This window comes from Citrobacter sp. Cf136, assembly GCF_030333815.1.
Taxonomy (GTDB): domain Bacteria; phylum Pseudomonadota; class Gammaproteobacteria; order Enterobacterales; family Enterobacteriaceae; genus Citrobacter; species Citrobacter freundii.
Genome location: NZ_JAOWFE010000032.1, coordinates 588,749 through 611,749, shown reverse-complemented (window position 1 = coordinate 611,749; position 23,001 = coordinate 588,749). Strand labels below are relative to the sequence as shown.

The window sequence follows — 23,001 nt, the reverse complement described above, 5'->3', positions numbered from 1 at the left end:
TTCCCATGCCCGGTAGTGATTACCGGGCATTTTGCGCAATTATTGCTTCGCGCCTTCAACAGCCTCACGAGCCAGTTTGGTAATACGATCGTAATCACCCGCTTCCAGCGCATCCGCCGGAACCAGCCAGGAACCACCGATGCACAGCACGCTTTTCAGTGCCAGGTAGTCGCGGTAATTCGCTGGAGAGATCCCACCGGTTGGGCAGAAACGGACCTGTGAGAACGGACCCGCAATCGCCTGCAGCGCTTTAGTACCGCCATTTGCTTCAGCAGGGAAGAATTTGAACTCTTTCAAACCGTAGTCCATACCCAGCATCAGTTCAGATACGGTGCTGATACCAGGGATCAACGGAATAGTGCCTTCAGTTGCGGCTTTCAGCAACGGCTCGGTCAGACCCGGACTGATAGCAAACTGTGCACCGGCTTCGGTAACTTCAGCCAGCTGTTGTGGATTCAGTACAGTACCTGCACCAACGATAGCGTCCGGAACTTCTTTTGCGATCGCGCGAATGGCATCCATCGCACATGCGGTACGTAGGGTCACTTCCAGAACGCGCACGCCGCCTGCAACCAGCGCTTTTGCCATCGGCACTGCGTGTTCCAGTTTATTAACCACGATAACCGGTACAACCGGGCCAGTGGTCAGGATTGCTTCTGCACTTGTCTTCCAGTTTTTCATCAGAGTTTTCTCTCGCCTGATTACAAAATAAGTCTTAAAAAGTGATACAGGTTGCGCCCTGTTCCGCACCGGACAGCTTTTCACGCAACGCGCTGAACATTTCACGGCCTGTGCCCACGCGCGATGCGCTGAGGTCAGGAATATGAGGCTGACGAGAAGCAAGTTCCTCTTCATCAACCAGCAGCGTCAATTCACCTGTCTGTCCATTCACACGAATGATGTCGCCATCGCGTACTTTTGCCAGCAGCCCGCCATCATAGGCTTCTGGGGTTACATGGATTGCTGAAGGCACTTTACCTGAAGCACCTGAAAGTCGTCCATCGGTAACTAACGCAATTTTGAAACAACGGTCCAATAATACACCAAGTGGCGGCATGAGTTTATGTAATTCTGGCATTCCGTTTGCTTTTGGTCCCTGATGGCGCACAACTACTACGCAATCACGATCGAGCAGTCCCGCATCGAAGGCAGGCAATACATCATGCTGACTTTCGAAAACAACCGCGGGCGCTTCAATCACCTGATTTTCTACCGGTACCGCCGACGTTTTCATCACTGCGCGGCCGAGGTTTCCACTCAGCACTTTGGTGCCGCCGTGGTGGGAGAAAGGCTGGTCAAAGGTGGCTATCACGTTGCTGTCCAGCGACTTCGCCGCACCTTCACGCCAGTCCAGCTCACCCTCGTTGAGCCAGGGTTCCATGGTGTAGCGCGATAAACCAAACCCGGCAACGGTGTTCACATCTTCATGCAGCAGACCCGCGTTAAGCAGTTCACGCATTAACACCGGCACGCCACCCGCCGCCTGGAAGTGGTTAATGTCTGCCGGACCATTCGGGTACAGACGCGCCATCAGCGGCACGATATCGGACAGATCGGAGAAGTCGTCCCAGTTAATCAGAATACCGGCCGCGCGCGCCATCGCGACCAGGTGCATTGTATGGTTAGTGGAGCCCCCGGTCGCCAGCAGCGCGACAATACCGTTGACCACTACTTTTTCATCGATCATTTTACCGATCGGCATCCATTCATTGCCGTTGCCGGTCAGACGCGTTACCTGACGAGCCGCAGCGGCGGTCAACGCTTCGCGCAGCGGCGCATCCGGGTGCACGAATGAGGATCCTGGCAGTTGCATCCCCATAAACTCCACTACCATCTGGTTGGTGTTTGCCGTGCCATAGAACGTACAGGTACCCGGTGCGTGATAAGACGCAGCTTCGGATTCAAGCAGCGCCATACGATCGACTTTACCTTCAGCATACAGCTGACGGATACGCACTTTTTCTTTGTTCGCCAGACCACTCGCCATCGGGCCGGAGGGAATAAAGATCGAAGGCAGATGACCAAATGACAGTGCCGCCATCACCAGACCCGGGACAATTTTGTCGCACACGCCAAGGAATAACGCGCCGTCGAACATATTGTGTGAGAGGCCCACAGCAGCCGACATAGCAATCACTTCGCGACTCAGCAGCGAAAGCTCCATCCCATCCTGTCCCTGGGTCACACCGTCGCACATCGCAGGAACACCGCCAGCGACCTGGCCTACCGCATTGGCTTCATGCAGCGCTTTACGAATGATGTCCGGGTAATGTTCGTACGGCTGATGCGCGGAAAGCATGTCGTTATAGGAGGTAATGATCGCGATATTGTTACGCAGCATGCTTTTCAGCGAAGCCTTGTCATCCGGCTGGCAGGCAGCAAAACCATGCGCCAGGTTACCGCACGCCAGTTGTGAACGATGAACGGTAGTCGATTTCGCTTGTTCAATACGGGCAAGGTAGGCGGAACGTGTGTCGCGAGAACGTTCGACGATACGTTTTGTTACGCGTAACAAATTCGGATTCATAGAGGCTCCTAAAATTTATCTGTCAGAGCGTTGGAAAAACAATGTGTTTCAGTTGGGTTAAAAACAGCTGAATCGCTTGTTAGCCGTAGCTCAGGGGCAAAATCGTTTCAGGCAGTGTAATAAAAAAAGCCCCGCGGGTGAATCCACGCGAGGCTTAAAAGTGCAAAAATTATTCTACAATCTGTGTTAGATCATGTTACCGGTAAAATAACACCTATGGGCTAGATGATATTTTACTCGAATTCGTTCCAGGAACGACCATCACGGGTAATCATGGCCACAGAGGCAACCGGTCCCCAAGTACCGGCCTGATAAGGCTTCGGCGCGTCGTTGTCCATTGCCCAGGCTTCGGTAATAGAGTCGACCCACTTCCATGCTTCTTCAACTTCATCTCGACGCACAAACAGCGCCTGAATGCCGCGCATCGTTTCAAGCAGCAGACGCTCATAAGCGTCGGCCAGATGTGTTTGGTTGAAGGTTTCGGAGTAGCTCAGATCAAGTTTGGTAATTTGCAGGTTATGCTTGTGATCCAGACCCGGTACTTTGTTCAGTACCTGGATATCGACACCTTCATCAGGCTGCAAACGGATGGTCAGCTTGTTCTGTGGCAGGTCCTGCCAGGATTCTCTGAACAGGTTCAGCTCAGGCGTTTTGAAGTAAACCACGACTTCAGAGCACTTGGTCGGTAAACGTTTACCGGTACGCAGGTAGAATGGAACACCCGCCCAGCGCCAGTTATCGATATCCACACGGATTGCCACAAACGTTTCCGTGTTGCTGCTCTTGTTGGCACCTTCTTCTTCCAGGTATCCCGGAACTTTTTTGCCCTGGGCAAAACCGGCGGTGTACTGACCGCGAACCGTTTTTTCTCGCACGTTCGAACGATCGATGCGACGCAGTGATTTCAGTACCTTCACTTTTTCATCACGGATGCTGTCAGCGCTCAGATCGGACGGTGGAGACATCGCGATCATGCATAGGATTTGCAGCAGGTGGTTCTGGATCATGTCGCGCATCTGACCGGCCTGGTCGAAGTAGCCCCAACGCCCTTCAATGCCCACTTCTTCCGCCACGGTAATTTCTACGTGATCGATAGTGCGGTTATCCCAGTTGTTCACAAACAGGGAGTTGGCAAAACGCAGTGCCAACAGGTTCAGTACCGTCTCTTTGCCGAGATAGTGGTCGATGCGGTAAACCTGGCACTCTTCGAAATACTCGCCGACCTGATCGTTGATTTCGCGCGATGTTGCCAGTGACGTTCCTAACGGTTTTTCCATCACCACGCGGGCAGGCTTAGCATTCAGCTTTGCTTCACCCAAGCCTTTGCAGATTGCGCCAAAAGTGCTTGGTGGCATCGCGAAATAGTTAATAGTGGTACGTGATTTCTGATCCAGCATTTCACCCAGACGGCTAAATGCGGCGGTATCATTGACGTCCAGATTACAAAACTCCAGACGACCGCTGAGGGTCTCCCATAAACCTTCATCGATTTTTTCTTTCATGAAGGTTTCGAGCGCTTCGCGCACAACCTTGGTATAAGCTGCTTTGTCCCAGTCGGCACGCCCAACCCCAATGATACGGGTTTCCGGGTTAATCTGGCCGGCCTTTTCCAGTTGATACAGGGAAGGCAGCAATTTCCGTCGCGCCAGGTCGCCCTTCGCACCGAAAATGACCAGGTCACATGCCTGGGCTGTTTGCGTTACCGCCATGTCATTCTCCTCAATTAAGTGCCTGGTGCTTTTGCCAGACACTGGTTGTAATTTTATTACAGTGCACTGTACTGCTTTTACGTGAATCCGGAAACCGTAAACGCTTATCCAGCCGTGCTGTTACCGCGAACAGCCGCTTTATTGGCGTATAACCCATCAAAATGGATAAAAAAGTCGTATTTTCCGTACCCATGACGAAGTATGAAAATCCGACTCCGATCATGTAATGAAAAAAAACAACAACTATTCTGTCCATTTTGCCCCGTTGCTGCATTAGCAGGGGTAATATCTATACACTAAATTGTGTATCGGTTTCCCCGTATCGCTGAAATCGTTTTTGCCCATGACCCATGAGTCTACCTACATCATGAATATGCTGGAAAAAATCCAGTTAAAACTGGAACATTTGAGCAAGTCAGAGCGTAAAGTCGCCGACATTATTCTTGCCTCTCCCGAGCGGGCAATCCATTCAAGCATCGCCGCACTTGCTGTAGAAGCGAATGTCAGCGAGCCAACGGTGAACCGTTTTTGTCGCAGCATGGACACCCGCGGCTTTCCTGATTTTAAACTGCATCTGGCGCAAAGTCTGGCAAATGGCACCCCTTATGTTAATCGCAATGTGGATGAGGATGACAGCGTAGAATCTTACACGGGGAAAATCTTCGAGTCAGCGATGGCAAGCCTCGACCACGTTCGCCAGTCGCTGGATAACGCGGCGGTAAACCGGGCGGTAGATTTATTAACCCAGGCGAAGAAAATTGCCTTCTTTGGTTTAGGTTCTTCCGCCGCGGTAGCGCATGACGCGATGAATAAATTTTTCCGCTTTAACGTGCCGGTAATTTATTCCGACGATATTGTTCTGCAACGCATGAGTTGTATGAATTGTAGCGACGACGACGTCATTGTGCTTATTTCTCATACCGGAAGAACCAAAAGTCTGGTTGAACTGGCGCAGTTAGCGCGGGAAAACGATGCCATGGTTATCGCCCTCACCTCTCCCGGTACGCCACTGGCGCGGGAAGCCACGCTGGCAATTACCCTCGATGTACCGGAAGATACTGACATTTATATGCCCATGGTCTCTCGACTTGCTCAACTGACCGTGATAGATGTGCTGGCTACAGGATTTACTTTGCGCCGAGGGGCAAAATTTAGAGATAACTTGAAGCGTGTCAAGGAAGCGCTCAAGGAATCGCGTTTTGATAAAGAATTACTCATCAAGAGTGATGACCGCTAAAAGCAATAACAATGTTCTACCCTTTTATCATCCGGGTTGTTCATTTACCGTTAATGTTTGAGAACGGCCGGATCAATGTTCACGCAACACCAAGTTGTTTCAGTCAACGGAGTATTACATGTCCAGAAGGCTTCGCAGAACCAAAATCGTTACCACGTTAGGCCCGGCAACTGACCGCGATAACAACCTTGAGAAGATTATCGCCGCGGGTGCGAACGTCGTACGTATGAACTTTTCCCACGGCTCTCCAGAAGATCACAAACTGCGGGCGGATAAAGTCCGTGAAATTGCCGCAAAACTGGGACGTCATGTAGCTATTTTGGGTGACCTGCAGGGACCTAAAATCCGCGTATCCACCTTTAAAGAAGGTAAAGTATTCCTTAACGTTGGCGACAAGTTCCTGTTAGACGCCAACCTCGGCAAAGGCGAAGGCGACAAAGAAAAAGTCGGTATTGATTATAAAGGGCTGCCTGCTGACGTCGTGCCTGGCGATATCCTGCTGCTCGACGATGGTCGCGTACAGCTTAAGGTGCTGGAAGTTCAGGGCATGAAAGTCTTCACCGAAGTCACCGTCGGTGGCCCGCTATCCAATAACAAAGGCATAAACAAACTGGGCGGCGGTCTCTCTGCTGAAGCCCTGACCGAAAAAGACAAAGCCGACATCATTACCGCAGCACAAATCAGCGTTGACTATCTGGCTGTCTCCTTCCCGCGCTGCGGCGAAGATCTGAATTATGCCCGCCGTCTGGCGCGCGATGCCGGTTGCGATGCGAAAATTGTCGCCAAAGTAGAACGTGCAGAAGCCGTCTGCGACCAGAATGCGATGGATGACATCATCCTGGCTTCTGACGTAGTGATGGTAGCCCGTGGTGACCTGGGTGTTGAAATCGGTGACCCTGAGCTGGTAGGTATTCAGAAAGCGTTGATTCGTCGCGCGCGCCAGCTGAACCGTGCGGTCATCACCGCTACGCAGATGATGGAGTCGATGATTACCAACCCAATGCCGACTCGTGCGGAAGTGATGGATGTGGCTAACGCCGTCCTCGACGGCACCGATGCCGTGATGCTCTCTGCAGAAACAGCAGCAGGTCAGTACCCGGCGGAAACCGTCGCGGCAATGGCGCGCGTCTGTCTCGGCGCTGAAAAGATCCCGAGCATCAACGTCTCTAAACACCGCCTTGACGTGCAGTTTGATAACGTTGAAGAAGCGATTGCGATGTCAGCGATGTACGCTGCTAACCACCTGAAAGGGGTCACCGCTATCATCGCAATGACGGAGTCCGGTCGCACTGCGCTGATGACTTCTCGTATCAGTTCCGGCCTGCCGATTTTCGCGATGTCTCGTCATGAGCGTACGCTGAATCTGACCTCCCTGTACCGCGGTGTCACCCCGGTTCACTTCGACAGCGAAACTGACGGCGTCGTTGCCGCCAATGAAGCGGTGAACCTGCTGCGCGATAAAGGCTACCTGGTTTCTGGTGACCTGGTGATCGTGACCCAGGGCGATGTGATGAGCACCATTGGCTCAACCAACACCACGCGTATTCTGACCGTAGAATAAGTCGCTTAAATGTAAAAAAGCCTCTCGTTTGAGAGGCTTTTTTTTATTTCTTCGGATAGAGATCTTTGCGCTTATAGGGCTCAATCTCGCCGGGTTTACGCGTCTTAAGCAGTTTCAGAATCCAGGTGTATTGTTCGACATGAGGCGTGACAAAAATCTCCACCTCTTCGTTCATCCGTCTGGCAATGGTGTGGTCATCCTCCGTCAGGATGTCATCCATCGGTGGACGAACATGGATCGTCAGGCGGTGCGTTCTCCCATCGTATACGGGGAACAGCGGTACCACGCGCGCGTGGCAGACTTTCATCAGACGTCCAATCGCCGGTAACGTTGCTTTATAGGTAGCAAAAAAATCAACAAACTCGCTGTGTTCAGGTCCATGGTCCTGATCCGGCAGATAGTATCCCCAATATCCCTGACGGACAGACTGAATAAACGGTTTGATGCCATCATTACGCGCATGCAAACGACCACCAAAGCGACGGCGTACCGTGTTCCAGACGTAATCGAATACCGGGTTCCCCTGATTGTGGAACATCGCAGCCATTTTCTGTCCCTGGGACGCCATCAGCATCGCCGGGATATCTACCCCCCAGCCATGTGGAACGAGAAAAATAACTTTTTCATCGTTGCGCCGCATCTCTTCGATGATTTCCAGGCCCTGCCAGTCAACCCGACTCTGAATTTTCTCCGGGCCACGTATTGCTAATTCAGCCATCATGACCATCGCCTGAGGCGCAGTTGCATACATATCATCAACAATGGCTTCACGCTCAGCTTCGCTACGTTCAGGAAAGCAGAGGGATAAATTGATCAATGCTCTGCGACGGGAGCTTTTTCCCAGTCTTCCGGCAAGCCGTCCGAGTTTTGCCAGAATAGGATCACGAAATGCTGCCGGCGTTAACGCAATACCAGCTATCGCCGCCACCCCCAGCCAGGCGCCCCAGTAGCGCGGATGGCGAAATGATTTGTGAAACTCAGGGATATACTCAATATTCTTTTTTTTCGTTTCCATGCTCTTCCAGTGTCTGGTGCCGCGAAAAGTAAATCTGCTGATAGTGTAGCGGCGCACCGTGCGCCGTACAAAATAAAAAAGCCGGCACGCATAGCGTACCGGCTTTGTCAGTGTACTAATTAATCAAAACGTAGCTGAGGCATAACCTCTTTCACCTGCGCCAGGTAATCGGTGCGATCCGAGCCGGTCAGACCCTCTGTACGCGGCAGTTTCGCCGTCAAAGGGTTCACGGCCTGCTGGTTAACCCATACTTCATAGTGCAGATGCGGCCCCGTTGAACGCCCGGTGTTACCTGACAGCGCGATACGATCGCCACGTTTAACTTTTTGACCTGGTTTCACCAACAGCTTACGCAGGTGCATATAACGCGTGGTGTAGGTGCGACCATGACGAACCGCAACATAGTATCCGGCAGCGCCGCTACGCTTCGCTACAACCACTTCACCATCGCCCACCGACAGTACCGGCGTCCCCTGCGGCATCGCAAAGTCGACACCTTTGTGCGGCGCTACGCGTCCAGTCACCGGATTCAGGCGACGCGGGTTAAAGTTCGAGGAAATACGGAACTGTTTCGCCGTCGGGAAACGCATGAAGCCTTTCGCCAGCCCGGTACCATTACGGTCATAGAACTTACCGTCTGCAGCACGGATGGCATAATAGTCTTTGCCTTCAGAACGTAAACGCACGCCCAGCAGTTGGCTTTGCTCGCGCTTGCCGTCCAGCATTTCGCGAGACATCAGCACCGAGAACTCATCGCCTTTTTTCAGTTTGCGGAAATCCATCTGCCACTGCATGGCCTTAATCACTGCGCTGATTTCAGAGCTGGTCAGCCCGGCATCTTTGGCGCTGGCGACGAAGCTTCCGCCCACCGTGCCTTTGATACGACTGTTAACCCAATCGCCCTGCTGCATTTCGCTGCTCATTTTGAAACCCGTCGCAGTGCGATCGTAAGTACGGGTTTCACGGCGGGATACTTCCCAGGTCAGACGCTGCAGGTCACCTTCCGCGCTTAAGGTCCATGAAAGCTGCTGACCAATTTTCAGATTACGCAGCTCTTTATCGGAAGCAGCGAGTTGACTGATATCGCCCATATCGATGCCGTACTGATTCAGAATACTGCTCAGCGTATCGCCAGTGGAGACGACATACTCATGCACACCAGCTTCACCAGACGTTTTGTCATCCAGTTCATCCTGCGGAATGGCTTCGTCTTCCTGTGCAGCCTGATCAATAGGTTCGCTTGCCTCAGGCAACAGTGAACGAATCTCGCTTTTTTCCAGCTCGATAGTTTTAACGATGGGTGCAGAATCGGGATGGTAAACATAAGGCCGCCAGACGGCGACGGCCAATGTCAGTACGGTAAGCGACCCCAGCATAACGCGATGGGGTCGCGGCAGATTATTAAATGCCAGAGCGACAGAGCGGGCTATCTGTTGCACGTATTCACTTCCTCATTAATCTCCTTTCAGGCAGCTCGCATACTGGTTGGCTAATTGGTTCAAAAACGCTGAATAGCTTGTTTTACCCAGTTTGATATTCGTACCGAGCGGATCCAACGTTCCCATTCGAACGGATGTCCCTCTCGCGACGGCTTCAACGACCGCTGGCCTGAACTGTGGCTCAGCAAAAACGCAGGTTGCTTTTTGCTCAACCAACTGTGTTCTTATTTCATGTAAACGCTGCGCACCAGGTTGAATCTCAGGGTTCACGGTAAAGTGACCAAGCGGTGTTAGTCCGTAGTGTTTTTCGTAGTAGCCATAGGCGTCATGAAAAACGAAATAACCTTTTCCCTTGAGCGGTGCGAGCTCGTTACCTACCTGCTTATCGGTTGCGGCTAATTGTGCCTCAAAATCCTTCAGGTTGGCGTCAAGTTTGGCTCGACTTTGCGGCATAAGTTCCACTAATTTTTCATGGATTGCAACCGCTGAGGCCCGCGCTATCTCTGGAGAAAGCCAAAGATGCATGTTGTAATCGCCGTGATGGTGATGCTCGTCACTTTTTTCACTGCCAGCATCATTGTGTCCATGATCGTCATCGTCGTCGTCAGCACCTTTTATGAGTAACGGTTTCACGTCATTGAGCTGCGCAATCGTTACCTGTTTCGCGTTAGGAATATTCTTGACTGACTTTTCCATAAACGCTTCCATCTCAGGTCCAATCCAAACGACTAAGTCCGCGCCCTGTAAGCGTTTTACGTCTGATGGACGCAGTGAATAGTCATGTTCTGAAGCCCCGTCTGGCAGCAAAACCTCAGTGTCTGTTACCCCGTCCGCAATGGCCGAAGCAATAAATCCCAGCGGCTTGAGCGAGGCCACCACAGCAGCATTTGCTGCCTGTGTTGCACTACCCCAAAGAGCAGCGGATAATGCTGCGAAAAGAAGCGTATTTTTATGTAACATAATGCGACCAATCATCGTAATGAATGTAAGAAATGTGATATTATAACATTCTATAACTTCTGCAAGACTAAAATTGATATGACGACTTTGGTTTCACTGGAAAATGTCTCGGTCTCTTATGGTCAACGCCGCGTCCTGTCTGACGTATCGCTTGAACTTCGACCCGGTAAAATTTTAACGCTTCTCGGCCCGAATGGTGCCGGGAAGTCTACGCTGGTGCGCGTTGTATTAGGACTGGTAGCGGCTGATGAGGGAGTTATCAAGCGTAATGGCCAATTGCGGATTGGCTATGTACCGCAAAAACTGTACCTCGATACTACGCTTCCGCTGACGGTAAGTCGGTTTATGCGCTTACGTCCCGGCACCAAAAAAGAGGATATCCTTCCGGCACTGAAGCGCGTTCAGGCCGGACATCTGATGAATGCGCCGATGCAAAAGCTCTCTGGCGGGGAAACGCAACGCGTCCTGTTAGCCCGTGCTTTATTGAATAAACCTCAGCTACTGGTGCTCGATGAGCCGACCCAGGGCGTAGATGTCAATGGGCAGGTCGCACTGTACGACCTTATCGACCAGTTGCGACGTGAACTGGATTGCGCCGTACTGATGGTTTCCCATGACCTGCATCTGGTGATGGCCAAAACCGATGAAGTACTGTGCTTGAACCATCATATTTGCTGTTCCGGTGCACCGGAAGTGGTTTCCATGCACCCGGAATTCATCTCAATGTTCGGGCAACGCGGCGCCGAACAACTCGGAATTTACCGTCATAATCACAATCACCGCCACGATTTACAGGGTCGTATCGTCTTACGCCGGGGAAATGGTCACTCATGATTGAATTGTTATTACCCGGTTGGTTAGCCGGGATCATGCTGGCCTGTGCTGCTGGCCCACTCGGCTCGTTTGTGGTCTGGCGTCGAATGTCTTATTTCGGTGATACGCTGGCCCACGCTTCGCTGCTGGGAGTCGCCTTTGGCCTGCTGCTGGATGTAAACCCTTTCTATGCGGTTATCGCCGTCACTTTGTTGCTGGCTGGCGGTCTGGTATGGCTTGAAAAGCGCCCTCACCTTGCGATCGATACCTTACTGGGCATTATGGCGCATAGTGCATTGTCGCTGGGGCTGGTTGTCGTCAGCCTGATGTCCAACATCCGTGTGGATCTGATGGCTTACCTGTTTGGTGATTTGCTCGCCGTGACGCCTGAAGATCTTATCTCCATCGCCATCGGCGTGGTTATTGTTCTGGCGATTCTGTTCTGGCAGTGGCGTAACCTGCTATCGATGACCATCAGTCCGGATCTGGCATTTGTCGATGGCGTGAAGCTGCAACGCGTGAAGCTGCTGCTGATGCTGGTTACGGCGTTAACGATTGGCGTGGCGATGAAGTTTGTCGGGGCGTTGATTATCACCTCGCTGCTTATTATCCCTGCGGCAACCGCCCGTCGCTTTGCCCGTACGCCGGAGCAGATGGCAGGAGTTGCCGTTGGTGTGGGAATGATAGCGGTTACAGGTGGGCTGACCTTCTCGGCCTTCTATGACACCCCGGCAGGTCCCTCCGTGGTGCTGTGTGCCGCGCTGCTGTTTATTTTCAGCATGATGAAAAAGCAAGCGAGCTAAGCATGCGTTGCCCGGTGGCGCTGCGCTTACCGGGCCTACAAAATCGCCCAGGCCTTATAAGCGTAGCGACATCATGCATTAAGGCATCTGTGGCGGCGTAATGCCAAAATGGTTCCAGGCGCGCACAGTTGCCATACGTCCACGCGGCGTACGCTGCAGAAAACCTTGCTGAATCAGATATGGCTCAAGCACGTCCTCAATGGTTTCACGCTCTTCCCCGATCGCCGCTGCCAGGTTATCCAGTCCGACCGGTCCGCCAAAGAATTTGTCGATAACCGCCAGCAGCAACTTACGGTCCATATAATCAAACCCTTCCGCATCCACATTGAGCATATCCAGCGCCTGAGCGGCGATATCTGCTGAAATCGTGCCGTCATGCTTCACTTCGGCGAAATCACGTACCCGGCGTAATAAGCGGTTGGCGATACGCGGCGTACCGCGAGCGCGGCGTGCCACTTCCAGCGCGCCTTCATCGCTCATTTCCAGGCCCATAAAACGCGCACTGCGTCCTACAATGTGCTGCAGATCAGCCACCTGATAGAATTCCAGGCGCTGCACAATACCAAAACGGTCACGCAACGGAGACGTTAACGACCCGGCGCGCGTCGTCGCCCCGATTAGCGTAAACGGTGGCAGATCGATCTTGATCGAACGTGCAGCCGGCCCTTCACCAATCATGATATCCAGCTGATAATCTTCCATCGCCGGATACAGCACCTCTTCCACCACCGGTGAAAGACGATGGATTTCATCGATAAACAGCACATCGTGGGGTTCAAGGTTGGTAAGCATTGCCGCCAGGTCACCCGCTTTTTCCAGTACCGGACCGGACGTGGTACGCAGATTAACGCCCATTTCATTGGCGACAATATTGGCAAGCGTGGTTTTACCAAGACCTGGAGGACCGAAAATCAGCAGGTGATCGAGAGCGTCACCACGCAGCTTCGCCGCCTGGATAAAAATCTCCATTTGCGAACGGACCTGAGGCTGGCCAATATACTCTTCCAGCAATTTAGGGCGGATCGCACGATCCACCAGGTCTTCAGGGGTCGTGCTGACAGCCGAAATCAGGCGATCTGCTTCAATCATCCTTTACCTCACAATGCCGCGCGAAGCGCTTCACGAATCAGGGTTTCACTGCTGGCATCAGGGCGGGCAATTTTGCTCACCATGCGGCTGGCTTCTTGTGGTTTATAGCCCAACGCCACCAGCGCAGCAACCGCTTCCTGCTCGGCGTCGTCCGATGTCGGACTGGCCGGAGAGGTCAGAACCAGATCCGCCGCCGGGGTAAAGAGGTCACCATGCAGACCTTTAAAGCGGTCTTTCATTTCAACAATCAAACGCTCTGCGGTTTTCTTACCAATGCCCGGTAATTTCACTAACGCGCCAAGCTCTTCGCGCTCAACGGCATTAACAAACTGCTGCGCAGACATTCCGGAGAGGATCGCCAGCGCCAGCTTCGGCCCCACGCCATTGGTTTTGATTAACTCTTTAAACAGCGTGCGCTCTTGCTTGTTGTTAAAGCCATACAGCAGTTGAGCGTCTTCACGCACAACAAAATGGGTGAAGATAATCGCTTCCTGCCCGGCTTCCGGCAACTCGTAGAAACAGGTCATCGGCATATGCACTTCATAGCCTACACCACCCGTTTCCAGAAGGACCAGCGGGGGTTGTTTTTCAATAATGATGCCTCTGAGTCTGCCTATCACGTGACGCTCCTGCGTTAAGGGCTAAAAGGTAATGCGCTATCATAAAAAAAGGCTGGATAGATATCCAGCCTCATTTGTCACTAACGTAATCGCCCTCGCGCCAAATTCAGCCTCGACTCGCTCATTTGCATGGCATTCTGACTGACATGGCAGTGGGTAATAGCAATCGCCAGCGCATCCGCGGCATCCGCTTGCGGATTCGCCGGGAGTTTTAGCAGCGTGCGCACCATATGCTGGACCTGGCTTTTTTCCGCACTACCGATCCCCACCACGGTCTGTTTTACCTGCCGGGCCGCGTATTCAAAGACCGGTAGATCCTGATTGGTCGCCGCAACGATTGCCACGCCACGTGCCTGTCCAAGCTTTAGCGCCGAGTCAGCGTTCTTCGCCATAAAGACCTGCTCAATGGCAAAATAGTCCGGCTGGAACTGGGTGATGATTTCCGTCACGCCCGCGTAAATTAACTTCAGGCGTGACGGGAGATCGTCGACTTTGGTGCGGATACAACCGCTGCCGAGGTAGGTCAGCTGTCTTCCGACCTGACGAATAACGCCATAACCGGTGATGCGCGACCCCGGGTCAATGCCGAGAATGATAGACATCACGCACCTCCTGTCAGGTTGCGGTACAGCCACCTCATTCTAAGGTAGCTGCAACCTCATCAGAGATCTCGCCGTTATGGTAAACTTCCTGCACGTCGTCGCAGTCTTCCAGCATATCGATCAGACGCAACAACTTCGGCGCTGTTTCTGCATCCATATCTGCTTTGGTGGATGGAATCATAGACACTTCAGCCGCGTCCGCTTTCAGGCCCGCCGCTTCCAGCGCGTCACGCACTTTACCCATCTCTTCCCACGCGGTGTAAACGTCAATTGCGCCGTCGTCGAAGGTCACCACGTCTTCAGCACCTGCTTCCAGCGCCGCTTCCATGATGGCGTCTTCGTCGCCTTGTTCAAAGGAGATCACGCCTTTTTTGCTGAACAGGTAAGCCACGGAACCGTCGGTACCGAGGTTGCCGCCCGTTTTCGTGAACGCGTGACGCACTTCCGCAACAGTACGGTTACGGTTGTCAGACAGACATTCAATCATAACGGCTGTACCGCCAGGACCATAACCTTCATAGATGATGGTTTCCATGTTGGAATCTTCATCACCACCCACACCGCGCGCGATTGCACGGTTCAGGGTGTCACGGGTCATGTTGTTGGCCAGCGCTTTATCAACCGCTGCACGAAGACGCGGGTTAGCGTCCGGATCGCCGCCGCCGAGTTTTGCCGCCGTCACCAGCTCACGAATTATTTTGGTGAAAATTTTACCGCGTTTAGCATCCTGCGCTGCTTTACGGTGTCTGGTGTTGGCCCATTTACTATGACCTGCCATAAATAATATCTCCAAAAAGCGCGCCTTTTCAGGCGACGTTAATTACAAACTCTTCAATCGCCTGCCGGTTACTCCACGACTTGGTTAATTGGGCGGCTTCAACCGCATTAACCCAACGATAGGTCAGATGTTCGGTGAACACGATCTCTCGTTCTGAGGGAAGTGCCAGGCAAAACCAGGATTCAGTATTTCGTTCAATTCCCGGTGCATAGCGATGACGTAAATGGCTAAAAATCTCAAACTCCACCGTGCGCTGACAGTCAATTAAGGTCAGTTGCTCAGATGCAACATCAATGGCGACCTCTTCCTTTACTTCGCGCATAGCGGCTTGCGACGCGGTTTCACCCTCTTCAAGGCTGCCGGTGACCGACTGCCAGAAATCAGGATCGTCGCGTCGCTGTAACATCAGCACTCTCCCGGTGTCCTTTGCATAAATCACGACTAACACCGAGACAGGCTGTTTGTATCTCATATCAGTTATTCTCGGCCTTCTTAACAACCTGAATGCTCAGTTCCGCCAGCGCAGCTTCGTTGGCAAAGCTCGGCGCTTCAGTCATCAGACACGCTGCAGCAGTGGTTTTCGGGAAAGCAATAACGTCACGAATATTGTCAGTACCGGTCAGCAGCATAGTCAGACGGTCCAGACCAAACGCCAGGCCCGCATGCGGTGGTGTACCATATTTTAGCGCATCCAGCAGGAAGCCGAATTTCTCACGCTGCTCTTGCTCGTTAATGCCCAGAATACCGAATACGGTCTGCTGCATGTCGCCGTTGTGAATACGCACGGAACCGCCGCCCACTTCGTAGCCGTTGATTACCATATCGTATGCGTTAGCAACCGCGTCTTCCGGCGCAGCTTTCAGCTCAGCAGCCGTCATATCTTTCGGCGCGGTGAACGGGTGGTGCATTGCGGTCAGTCCGCCTTCACCATCGTCTTCAAACATTGGGAAGTCGATAACCCACAGCGGAGCCCATTTGGCTTCGTCGGTAATATTCAGGTCTTTACCCAGTTTCAGACGCAGCGCGCCCATCGCGTCGGCAACCACTTTCTTGTTGTCGGCACCGAAGAAAATCATGTCGCCGTCTTGCGCACCGGTACGCGCCAGAATCGCTTCCACGATTTCTGCGTTCAGGAACTTAGCAACCGGGCTGGTGATACCTTCCAGACCTTTCGCACGCTCGGTGACTTTGATGTAAGCCAGACCTTTCGCGCCGTAAATCTTAATAAAGTTACCGTAATCGTCAATTTGCTTACGGCTCAGTGCGGCACCGCCCGGTACACGCAGAGCAGCTACGCGGCCTTTCGCATCGTTTGCCGGACCAGAGAACACTGCGAACTCAACGTCTTTCACCAGATCGGCAACGTCAACCAGCTCCATCGGGTTACGCAGGTCTGGTTTATCGGAACCGTAACGACGCTCAGCTTCGGCAAAGGTCATGATCGGGAAATCACCCAGATCCACCCCTTTAACTTCCAGCCACAGATTACGCACCAGCGCTTCCATCACTTCACGCACCTGCGGTGCGGTCATGAAGGAAGTCTCAACGTCGATCTGGGTAAATTCAGGCTGACGGTCAGCACGTAAATCTTCATCACGGAAGCATTTTACGATCTGATAGTAGCGGTCAAAGCCAGACATCATCAGCAGCTGTTTAAACAACTGAGGTGATTGCGGCAGCGCGTAGAATTTACCTTTATGTACGCGAGAAGGTACCAGGTAATCGCGCGCGCCTTCCGGCGTCGCTTTGGTCAGCATCGGTGTTTCGATGTCGAGGAAGCCGTGGTCGTCCATAAAACGACGCACCAGACTGGTAATTTTGGCACGCGTTTTCAGGCGCTGCGCCATTTCAGGGCGACGCAGATCTAAATAGCGATACTTCAGTCGCGCTTCTTCGGTGTTGACGTGGTTAGAGTCCAACGGCAGCGAGTCTGAACGGTTGATGATGGTCAGATCGGAGGCCAGCACTTCAATTTCGCCCGTCGCCATCTCGGCGTTGACGTTTTTCGCGTCACGCGCACGCACGGTGCCCGTAACCTGGATGCAGAACTCATTACGCAGTTCGGAGGCCAGCTTTAACGCGTCCGCACGGTCCGGATCGAAAAATACCTGCACGATACCTTCGCGGTCGCGCATATCGATAAAGATCAGGCTACCAAGATCACGACGACGGTTGACCCAACCACACAGAGTCACCTGCTGCCCCTCGTGGGACAGACGTAGCTGTCCGCAATATTCTGTACGCATGAGATATCCCTTAACTTTGCCGCAGGCGGATTGTCACCTGTCTCGCAGATGACGAAGTCGCAGCTTTAGCTGAATGTCACAACTGAATGAAAAAAGGCGGCTATTATACTGGAAATTCTGCCGCACGATAAGTCCGGTACTGACTGTACGCCTGTTTCCTGGACGGGCATTGCGTAATCTCACAAAAAATAACAAAAATTGTCGCCCCTTTCACACTGATTCGCGCTTAAGGTGTAACGGAATTCTATTTTTTACTGGAGTGAACATGCTGGAACTGAACGCAAAAACAACTGCCCTTGTCGTGATTGACTTACAGGAAGGGATCCTGCCTTTCGCTGGCGGACCTCATACGGCACACGCTGTGGTTGCCCGCGCCGCGCAGTTGGCGGAAAAATTCCGTACCCACGGTTCCCCGGTGGTAATGGTGCGCGTCGGGTGGTCTGACGATTACGCCGAAGCGCTAAAACAACCAGTAGATGCTCAGACTCCAGCAAAAGCGTTGCCCGAAAACTGGTGGGATTACCCGGCTGCTCTGGGTAAATGCACCAGCGACCTCGAAGTAACCAAACGCCAGTGGGGCGCATTCTACGGCACCGATCTGGAATTACAGCTGCGTCGCCGGGGTATCGATACCATCGTCCTGTGCGGCATCTCTACGAACATTGGCGTTGAGTCGACGGCGCGAAATGCGTGGGAGCTGGGTTTCAGTCTTATCATTGCAGAGGATGCCTGTAGTGCCGCCAGTGCTGAGCAACACCTGTGCAGCATGACTCACATTTTCCCCCGCATTGCGCGCGTTCGCAGCGTGGAGGAGATTTTGCAAGCGCTATGATCTATATCGGTTTACCCCAGTGGTCGCATCCAAAATGGGTGCGTCTGGGGATCACAAGCCTTGAAGAGTATGCCCGCCACTTTAACTGCGTGGAGGGCAATACCACGCTGTATGCGCTGCCTAAAGCCGATATTGTTGCCCGCTGGCAGGCACAGACCACCGATACGTTTCGATTTTGTTTTAAGTTTCCGGCGACCATTTCGCATAAGGCTGCGCTGCGCAATTGTGATGACCTGGTACAAGAATTTTTTACGCGCATGTCGCCGCTGGAATCGCGCATTGGACAATACTGGCTGCAATTACCCGCGACTTTTAGCCCACGCGACCTGCCTGCCCTGTGGCAGTTTCTCGATGCGCTCCCCAAATGTTTTACCTACGGTGTGGAAGTTCGCCATCCAGACTTCTTTGCCAAAGGCGAAGCCGAACAGCTATTTAATCGCGGGTTACACGAGCGTGGAGTAAACCGGGTGATTCTGGACAGCCGCCCGGTACATGCCGCAATCCCACATACCGAAGCGATACGTGACGCCCAGCGTAAGAAACCGAAGGTTCCGGTGCATGCGGTGGTGACGGCAAACCATCCGATGGTACGCTTTATCGGTAGCGATGATATGGCACAAAACAGCGCGCTTTTTGCCGTCTGGCTGACCAAGCTGTCGCTATGGCATCACACCACGACGCCGTATCTGTTTTTGCATACGCCGGACATCGCGCAGGCCCCGCAGCTTGTTGATACGCTATGGGCAGATTTACGCAATGCTCTGCCAGAGATCGGATCAGCGCCGTCTATTCCACAGCAATCTTCTCTTTTCTGAAAATGCCACCTATCATAGTCAATGCCAGCAGCCATTTTAAAAGGGAGTTTGTATGGTAAGCGCGCTTTATGCCGTATTGGGTGCGTTATTGTTAATAAAGTTCTCCTTTGACGTTGTTCGCCTGCGCATGCAATATCGCGTTGCCTATGGCGATGGAGGTTTTAGCGAACTGCAAAGCGCTATCCGCATTCACGGTAACGCGGTGGAATATATTCCCGTCGCGTTAGTGCTGCTGTTATTTATGGAAATGAACGGCGCAGAGACGTGGATGGTGCATCTTTGCGGGCTGATGTTGATTGCCGGACGACTGATGCATTATTACGGATTCCACCACCGGCTTTTCCGCTGGCGCCGTTCAGGCATGAGCGCAACCTGGTGTTCGCTGTTGCTAATGGTGCTGGCGAATCTTTGGTATATGCCCTGGGAGTTGGTTTTCTCCCTGCATTAGCGCACAATACGCCACTTTATTTTTCCCGGATTTTTACGTTATGTCTCACCGCGACACGCTTTTTTCTGCGCCTATCGCCAGTCTGGGTGACTGGACCTTTGATGAACGGGTAGCTGAAGTCTTCCCGGATATGATCCAGCGTTCCGTTCCTGGCTATTCCAATATTATTTCTATGATTGGCATGCTGGCCGAACGTTTCGTACAACCCAACACGCAGGTCTACGATCTGGGCTGTTCTCTGGGCGCGGCGACGCTCTCGGTGCGTCGCAATATTCATCACGAGAATTGCAAAATTATTGCTGTCGATAACTCCCCGGCGATGGTTGAGCGCTGCCGTCGTCACATCGACGCTTATAAAGCACCGACTCCGGTTGAGGTTGTCGAAGGCGATATTCGCAACATTACTATCGAAAATGCTTCGATGGTGGTGCTGAATTTTACCCTGCAATTCCTTGAGCCACCTGAGCGCCAGGCGTTGTTGGATAAGATTTATCAGGGGCTGAATCCCGGTGGCGCGCTGGTGCTATCTGAAAAATTCAGCTTCGAAGACGCGAACGTAGGCGAGTTGCTGTTCAACATGCACCACGACTTCAAACGAGCCAATGGCTATAGCGAACTGGAAATCAGCCAGAAGCGCAGCATGCTGGAAAACGTGATGCTGACCGACTCGGTCGAAACGCACAAAGCGCGACTGCATCAGGCCGGCTTTGAGCACAGTGAGTTGTGGTTCCAGTGCTTCAACTTTGGCTCTCTGGTGGCGTTGAAGGCTGAGGTTAGCGCATGATCGATTTTGGTAACTTTTATCAGTTGATTGCCAAAAATCATCTGTCCCATTGGCTGGAAACACTTCCGGCGCAAATCGCTGCCTGGCAGCGCGATCAGCACGGTCTTTTTAAACAATGGTCAAACGCCGTCGAGTTTCTGCCCGAGCTAACGCCGCATCGTCTGGACTTACTGCACAGCGTTACCGCAGAAAGCAAAGAGCCGCTAAGCGAAGGTCAGCTTAAACGTATCGACACCCTGATGCGTAACCTGATGCCATGGCGTAAAGGACCTTACTCGCTGTACGGCATCAATATCGATACCGAATGGCGTTCCGACTGGAAGTGGGATCGTGTCCTGCCGCACTTGTCTGATCTCACCGGACGTACCATTCTTGATGTCGGTTGCGGCAGTGGCTATCACATGTGGCGCATGATTGGCGCGGGCGCACATCTGGCGGTCGGTATCGATCCGACCCAACTGTTCCTGTGCCAGTTTGAGGCGGTGCGTAAACTGCTGGGCAATGACCAGCGCGCGCATCTGCTGCCGCTGGGTATTGAACAGCTTCCGGCGCTCAACGCCTTTGATACCGTATTCTCCATGGGCGTGCTTTATCACCGCCGCTCGCCGCTGGAACACCTGTGGCAGTTAAAGGATCAGTTGGTTAAAGATGGCGAACTGGTACTGGAAACGCTGGTCGTCGAAGGCGATGAAAATACCGTGCTGGTGCCGGGCGATCGCTACGCCCAGATGCGTAACGTTTACTTTATCCCGTCTGCACTGGCGCTAAAAAACTGGCTGGAAAAATGCGGGTTTGTTGATGTGCGCATTGCCGACGTATGTGTGACCACTACCGAAGAACAGCGCCGCACCGAATGGATGATTACCGAATCGCTGGCCGACTTCCTTGACCCGAACGACCACAGTAAGACGGTGGAAGGCTACCCCGCCCCACTGCGTGCGGTATTGATTGCGCGTAAACCGTAGTCATTTTTGCCAAATGACTATTACGTATAGCACCATTTCTCCAAAATAGTTCGGTTTGCAACAAGGCGGCGACGCAGCAAATCCCTGGGAGCGTAGATAACTACGTGACCGGGGTGAGCGAGGAAAGCCAACACAGTTGCAGACCGAAATATGCAGGAGAAGGAGAAAAAAAGGCCCCTGTTGAAATTGCAGGGGCCTGGTACGAGCAAGCATCATATTGGGCGACATGATGCAACGGTAAAATCAGCTGGCCTGATGGTGTGCAATGATTGCTTTCATTTCAGCAACCGCCGCCCCGTTTACCGCATAGCGAGAATACTCATCCGCCTGCGCATCCGAAGACATCGACAACCCCGAATTGCGATAACGCATTGGTGAAGCCAGCCATACTCCGGCAGAACTGTGGACTTCCTGCACCCCAGCATCAAGGAACAGGGACAAATTCGAGGCGCGAACCCCCGCTCCGGCCATAATGATTGGAGCACCAGGCTGCGTAATAAGTTCCATTATTTTTGTTAAACCTTGCGCCGCATCTGATTTTTGCCCGGAGGTGAGTACTCTGGCGATGCCCAAATCAGCTAATTTTTTAAGCGTATTGAGTGGGTTAGCACACATATCAAAGGCACGATGAAAAGTGACTTGCAGTGAACCGGCGGCGATCATTATTTTCTCCATGCGCGGCATATCGACATCGCCATCCGCATCTAAAATGCCGGTCACCAGCCCTGAGAACCCCAGTTCTCTGACCATCGCTATATCATCCAGCATTGCAGCGAACTCACCTTCGGTGTAACAAAAGTCGCCTCCACGTGGACGAATAATGGGATTGACGGGAATCGAAATGTGCTGGCGAACAGAACGCAAGACGCCCAGTGAAGGCGTTAAGCCCCCTTCTTTGGGTGCCGAGCAAAGCTCAATACGATCCGCGCCGTTTTGCTGCGCCGTGCGCGAGCACTCCATGCTGTAACAGCAGATTTCCAGTATAGTCATGCTCACTCCTGACGTTCGCTTGCCACAATGGTTTCAATCGACCACGGGTGGAATTTTATCGTCACGCTACCATCGCTAACCGCCAGCGTCGGATTCGGTAAACGTTCACGTTCTCCTTTTGGCGAGCTGGTTTTCACAAATATACCAGGTTGACTCAGACCGTGATCGGAAAGCAGCGCCAGCGCTCGCGCATTCAGCGTTTGTGCCTCACCCGGCAGAACAATTTCAATATGTTCCCAGCCTTCATGTGGGTAACGTTTTTCGCCCGGCCACGGCAGTTCGACGATGGAAAATTGCCAATGTTGCACACAAACCGGCTCATGCAGTTTAAAAAGACAAATAGGTCTGCCGTTAATGATGTTTTCTGACAACAATTCACCGCACTGTTCAAACCCGCGACGCCAGCGTTCTGCAGTGGTATTTTGATGGCAACGCAAGGAAATGTGATCGGCTTCCAGGCCTGTGATATCCAGCCCAAGACGGGTAGAAAGTTCCGTTAATGCCTGCGTGAAATGCGGTAAATCTGCAGAAATATCCTGTAGTTCTGCAACGGTTTGCCAGTTCGCCATATTAAAAGCTCATATCCATGTTCAAAGTCGCTAATTTACTCTGTTGCGCTGCGCCATCCAACCGCTGTTTTCTCCGAACACATCATGGATAAATTTATGCCATTGCATGGTTTATATTTCAGGCTACTGGCGGTACACACAATGCTGACGGCAACGGGCATTTGCAGTATACTCCCGCCCTTAATTCTTAAACTGGTGC

The 23,001-nt window shown here is 52.5% G+C and carries 23 protein-coding genes; 9 read left to right on the top strand and 14 right to left on the bottom strand.

Going from position 1 to position 23,001, the window contains the following annotated elements:
- Nucleotides 1–39: 39 nt before the first annotated feature.
- From kdgA to zwf, 3 genes are all read right to left on the bottom strand, one after another.
- Nucleotides 40–681 carry a bifunctional 4-hydroxy-2-oxoglutarate aldolase/2-dehydro-3-deoxy-phosphogluconate aldolase gene (gene kdgA / locus OGV98_RS07245; RefSeq protein ID WP_003034901.1) on the bottom strand — a complete coding sequence of 214 codons (642 nt, stop codon included), beginning with the start codon at nucleotides 679–681 and terminating at the stop codon, nucleotides 40–42.
- Between the two features lie 34 nt (nucleotides 682–715).
- The gene (edd, locus tag OGV98_RS07240; RefSeq protein ID WP_202581196.1) at nucleotides 716–2,527 is read right to left on the bottom strand and encodes a phosphogluconate dehydratase; all 1,812 of its coding nucleotides are present in this window, start codon (nucleotides 2,525–2,527) and stop codon (nucleotides 716–718) included.
- Nucleotides 2,528–2,760: 233 nt separating this feature from the next.
- Nucleotides 2,761–4,236, bottom strand: coding sequence for a glucose-6-phosphate dehydrogenase (gene zwf, locus OGV98_RS07235; protein WP_003034896.1), 1,476 nt, complete (start codon nucleotides 4,234–4,236; stop codon nucleotides 2,761–2,763).
- Between the two features lie 367 nt (nucleotides 4,237–4,603).
- Here zwf and OGV98_RS07230 point away from each other — a divergent pair, with 367 nt between their 5' ends.
- Together OGV98_RS07230 and pyk are read left to right on the top strand one after the other, a co-directional pair.
- Entirely contained in the window at nucleotides 4,604–5,473 is an 870-nt protein-coding gene (locus OGV98_RS07230) for a MurR/RpiR family transcriptional regulator (RefSeq protein ID WP_003034893.1), read from the top strand.
- A gap of 118 nt (nucleotides 5,474–5,591) precedes the next feature.
- Nucleotides 5,592–7,034, top strand: a complete 1,443-nt coding sequence (pyk, locus tag OGV98_RS07225; RefSeq protein WP_003034890.1) for a pyruvate kinase — start codon at nucleotides 5,592–5,594, stop codon at nucleotides 7,032–7,034.
- Nucleotides 7,035–7,077: 43 nt separating this feature from the next.
- On the opposite strand, the gene lpxM is transcribed toward pyk, so the two are convergent.
- From lpxM to znuA, 3 genes are all read right to left on the bottom strand, one after another.
- Nucleotides 7,078–8,049 carry a lauroyl-Kdo(2)-lipid IV(A) myristoyltransferase gene (gene lpxM / locus OGV98_RS07220; protein WP_061548922.1) on the bottom strand — a complete coding sequence of 324 codons (972 nt, stop codon included), beginning with the start codon at nucleotides 8,047–8,049 and terminating at the stop codon, nucleotides 7,078–7,080.
- 119 nt (nucleotides 8,050–8,168) lie between these two features.
- Nucleotides 8,169–9,488, bottom strand: coding sequence for a murein DD-endopeptidase MepM (gene mepM / locus OGV98_RS07215; protein WP_003034883.1), 1,320 nt, complete (start codon nucleotides 9,486–9,488; stop codon nucleotides 8,169–8,171).
- A gap of 15 nt (nucleotides 9,489–9,503) precedes the next feature.
- Entirely contained in the window at nucleotides 9,504–10,448 is a 945-nt protein-coding gene (gene znuA / locus OGV98_RS07210; RefSeq protein ID WP_049002353.1) for a zinc ABC transporter substrate-binding protein ZnuA, read from the bottom strand.
- Between the two features lie 78 nt (nucleotides 10,449–10,526).
- Between znuA and znuC the strand changes: the two genes are divergently transcribed.
- Nucleotides 10,527–11,282 (top strand): zinc ABC transporter ATP-binding protein ZnuC, encoded by a 756-nt coding sequence (gene znuC, locus OGV98_RS07205; RefSeq protein WP_003034877.1) that lies wholly within the window; start codon nucleotides 10,527–10,529, stop codon nucleotides 11,280–11,282.
- On the top strand, nucleotides 11,279–12,064 hold the full coding sequence (gene znuB / locus OGV98_RS07200) for a zinc ABC transporter permease subunit ZnuB (RefSeq protein ID WP_003034874.1): 786 nt from the start codon (nucleotides 11,279–11,281) through the stop codon (nucleotides 12,062–12,064). Before znuC ends, znuB begins: the two co-directional genes overlap by 4 nt.
- A 78-nt stretch (nucleotides 12,065–12,142) precedes the next feature.
- On the opposite strand, the gene ruvB is transcribed toward znuB, so the two are convergent.
- From ruvB to aspS, 6 genes are all read right to left on the bottom strand, one after another.
- Nucleotides 12,143–13,153 (bottom strand): Holliday junction branch migration DNA helicase RuvB, encoded by a 1,011-nt coding sequence (ruvB, locus tag OGV98_RS07195; protein WP_003034872.1) that lies wholly within the window; start codon nucleotides 13,151–13,153, stop codon nucleotides 12,143–12,145.
- A gap of 8 nt (nucleotides 13,154–13,161) precedes the next feature.
- Nucleotides 13,162–13,773, bottom strand: coding sequence for a Holliday junction branch migration protein RuvA (gene ruvA, locus OGV98_RS07190; RefSeq protein WP_003844153.1), 612 nt, complete (start codon nucleotides 13,771–13,773; stop codon nucleotides 13,162–13,164).
- Nucleotides 13,774–13,853: 80 nt separating this feature from the next.
- A complete protein-coding gene (gene ruvC, locus OGV98_RS07185; RefSeq protein ID WP_003034867.1) occupies nucleotides 13,854–14,375 on the bottom strand; it encodes a crossover junction endodeoxyribonuclease RuvC in 522 nt (173 codons plus the stop codon).
- Between the two features lie 34 nt (nucleotides 14,376–14,409).
- The gene (locus tag OGV98_RS07180) at nucleotides 14,410–15,153 is read right to left on the bottom strand and encodes a YebC/PmpR family DNA-binding transcriptional regulator (protein WP_003034865.1); all 744 of its coding nucleotides are present in this window, start codon (nucleotides 15,151–15,153) and stop codon (nucleotides 14,410–14,412) included.
- 28 nt (nucleotides 15,154–15,181) lie between these two features.
- Nucleotides 15,182–15,625 carry a dihydroneopterin triphosphate diphosphatase gene (gene nudB, locus OGV98_RS07175; RefSeq protein WP_003844155.1) on the bottom strand — a complete coding sequence of 148 codons (444 nt, stop codon included), beginning with the start codon at nucleotides 15,623–15,625 and terminating at the stop codon, nucleotides 15,182–15,184.
- A 1-nt stretch (nucleotide 15,626) separates the two neighbouring features.
- Entirely contained in the window at nucleotides 15,627–17,399 is a 1,773-nt protein-coding gene (gene aspS, locus OGV98_RS07170) for an aspartate--tRNA ligase (protein ID WP_003034862.1), read from the bottom strand.
- A 265-nt stretch (nucleotides 17,400–17,664) separates the two neighbouring features.
- On the opposite strand from aspS, the gene OGV98_RS07165 reads away from it, so the two are divergent.
- Genes OGV98_RS07165 through cmoB form a run of 5 tightly spaced genes read left to right on the top strand, consistent with a single transcriptional unit; the run spans nucleotide 17,665 to nucleotide 21,243 of the window.
- A complete protein-coding gene (locus OGV98_RS07165; RefSeq protein ID WP_202581194.1) occupies nucleotides 17,665–18,231 on the top strand; it encodes a hydrolase in 567 nt (188 codons plus the stop codon).
- Nucleotides 18,228–19,046: a DUF72 domain-containing protein gene (locus tag OGV98_RS07160; protein ID WP_202581193.1), complete on the top strand. Its 819-nt coding sequence runs from the start codon at nucleotides 18,228–18,230 to the stop codon at nucleotides 19,044–19,046. The genes OGV98_RS07165 and OGV98_RS07160 overlap by 4 nt, the downstream gene beginning before the upstream one ends.
- A gap of 52 nt (nucleotides 19,047–19,098) precedes the next feature.
- Nucleotides 19,099–19,494, top strand: a complete 396-nt coding sequence (locus OGV98_RS07155; protein WP_003034689.1) for an MAPEG family protein — start codon at nucleotides 19,099–19,101, stop codon at nucleotides 19,492–19,494.
- Nucleotides 19,495–19,534: 40 nt separating this feature from the next.
- Nucleotides 19,535–20,278: a carboxy-S-adenosyl-L-methionine synthase CmoA gene (cmoA, locus tag OGV98_RS07150; protein ID WP_003034686.1), complete on the top strand. Its 744-nt coding sequence runs from the start codon at nucleotides 19,535–19,537 to the stop codon at nucleotides 20,276–20,278.
- Nucleotides 20,275–21,243 (top strand): tRNA 5-methoxyuridine(34)/uridine 5-oxyacetic acid(34) synthase CmoB, encoded by a 969-nt coding sequence (cmoB, locus tag OGV98_RS07145; RefSeq protein WP_003844163.1) that lies wholly within the window; start codon nucleotides 20,275–20,277, stop codon nucleotides 21,241–21,243. Before cmoA ends, cmoB begins: the two co-directional genes overlap by 4 nt.
- Nucleotides 21,244–21,486: 243 nt before the next feature.
- On the opposite strand, the gene cutC is transcribed toward cmoB, so the two are convergent.
- Nucleotides 21,487–22,233, bottom strand: coding sequence for a copper homeostasis protein CutC (gene cutC / locus OGV98_RS07140; RefSeq protein ID WP_200017591.1), 747 nt, complete (start codon nucleotides 22,231–22,233; stop codon nucleotides 21,487–21,489).
- Nucleotides 22,234–22,235: 2 nt separating this feature from the next.
- Nucleotides 22,236–22,802 carry a VOC family protein gene (locus OGV98_RS07135; RefSeq protein ID WP_003034677.1) on the bottom strand — a complete coding sequence of 189 codons (567 nt, stop codon included), beginning with the start codon at nucleotides 22,800–22,802 and terminating at the stop codon, nucleotides 22,236–22,238.
- Nucleotides 22,803–23,001 lie beyond the last annotated feature (199 nt).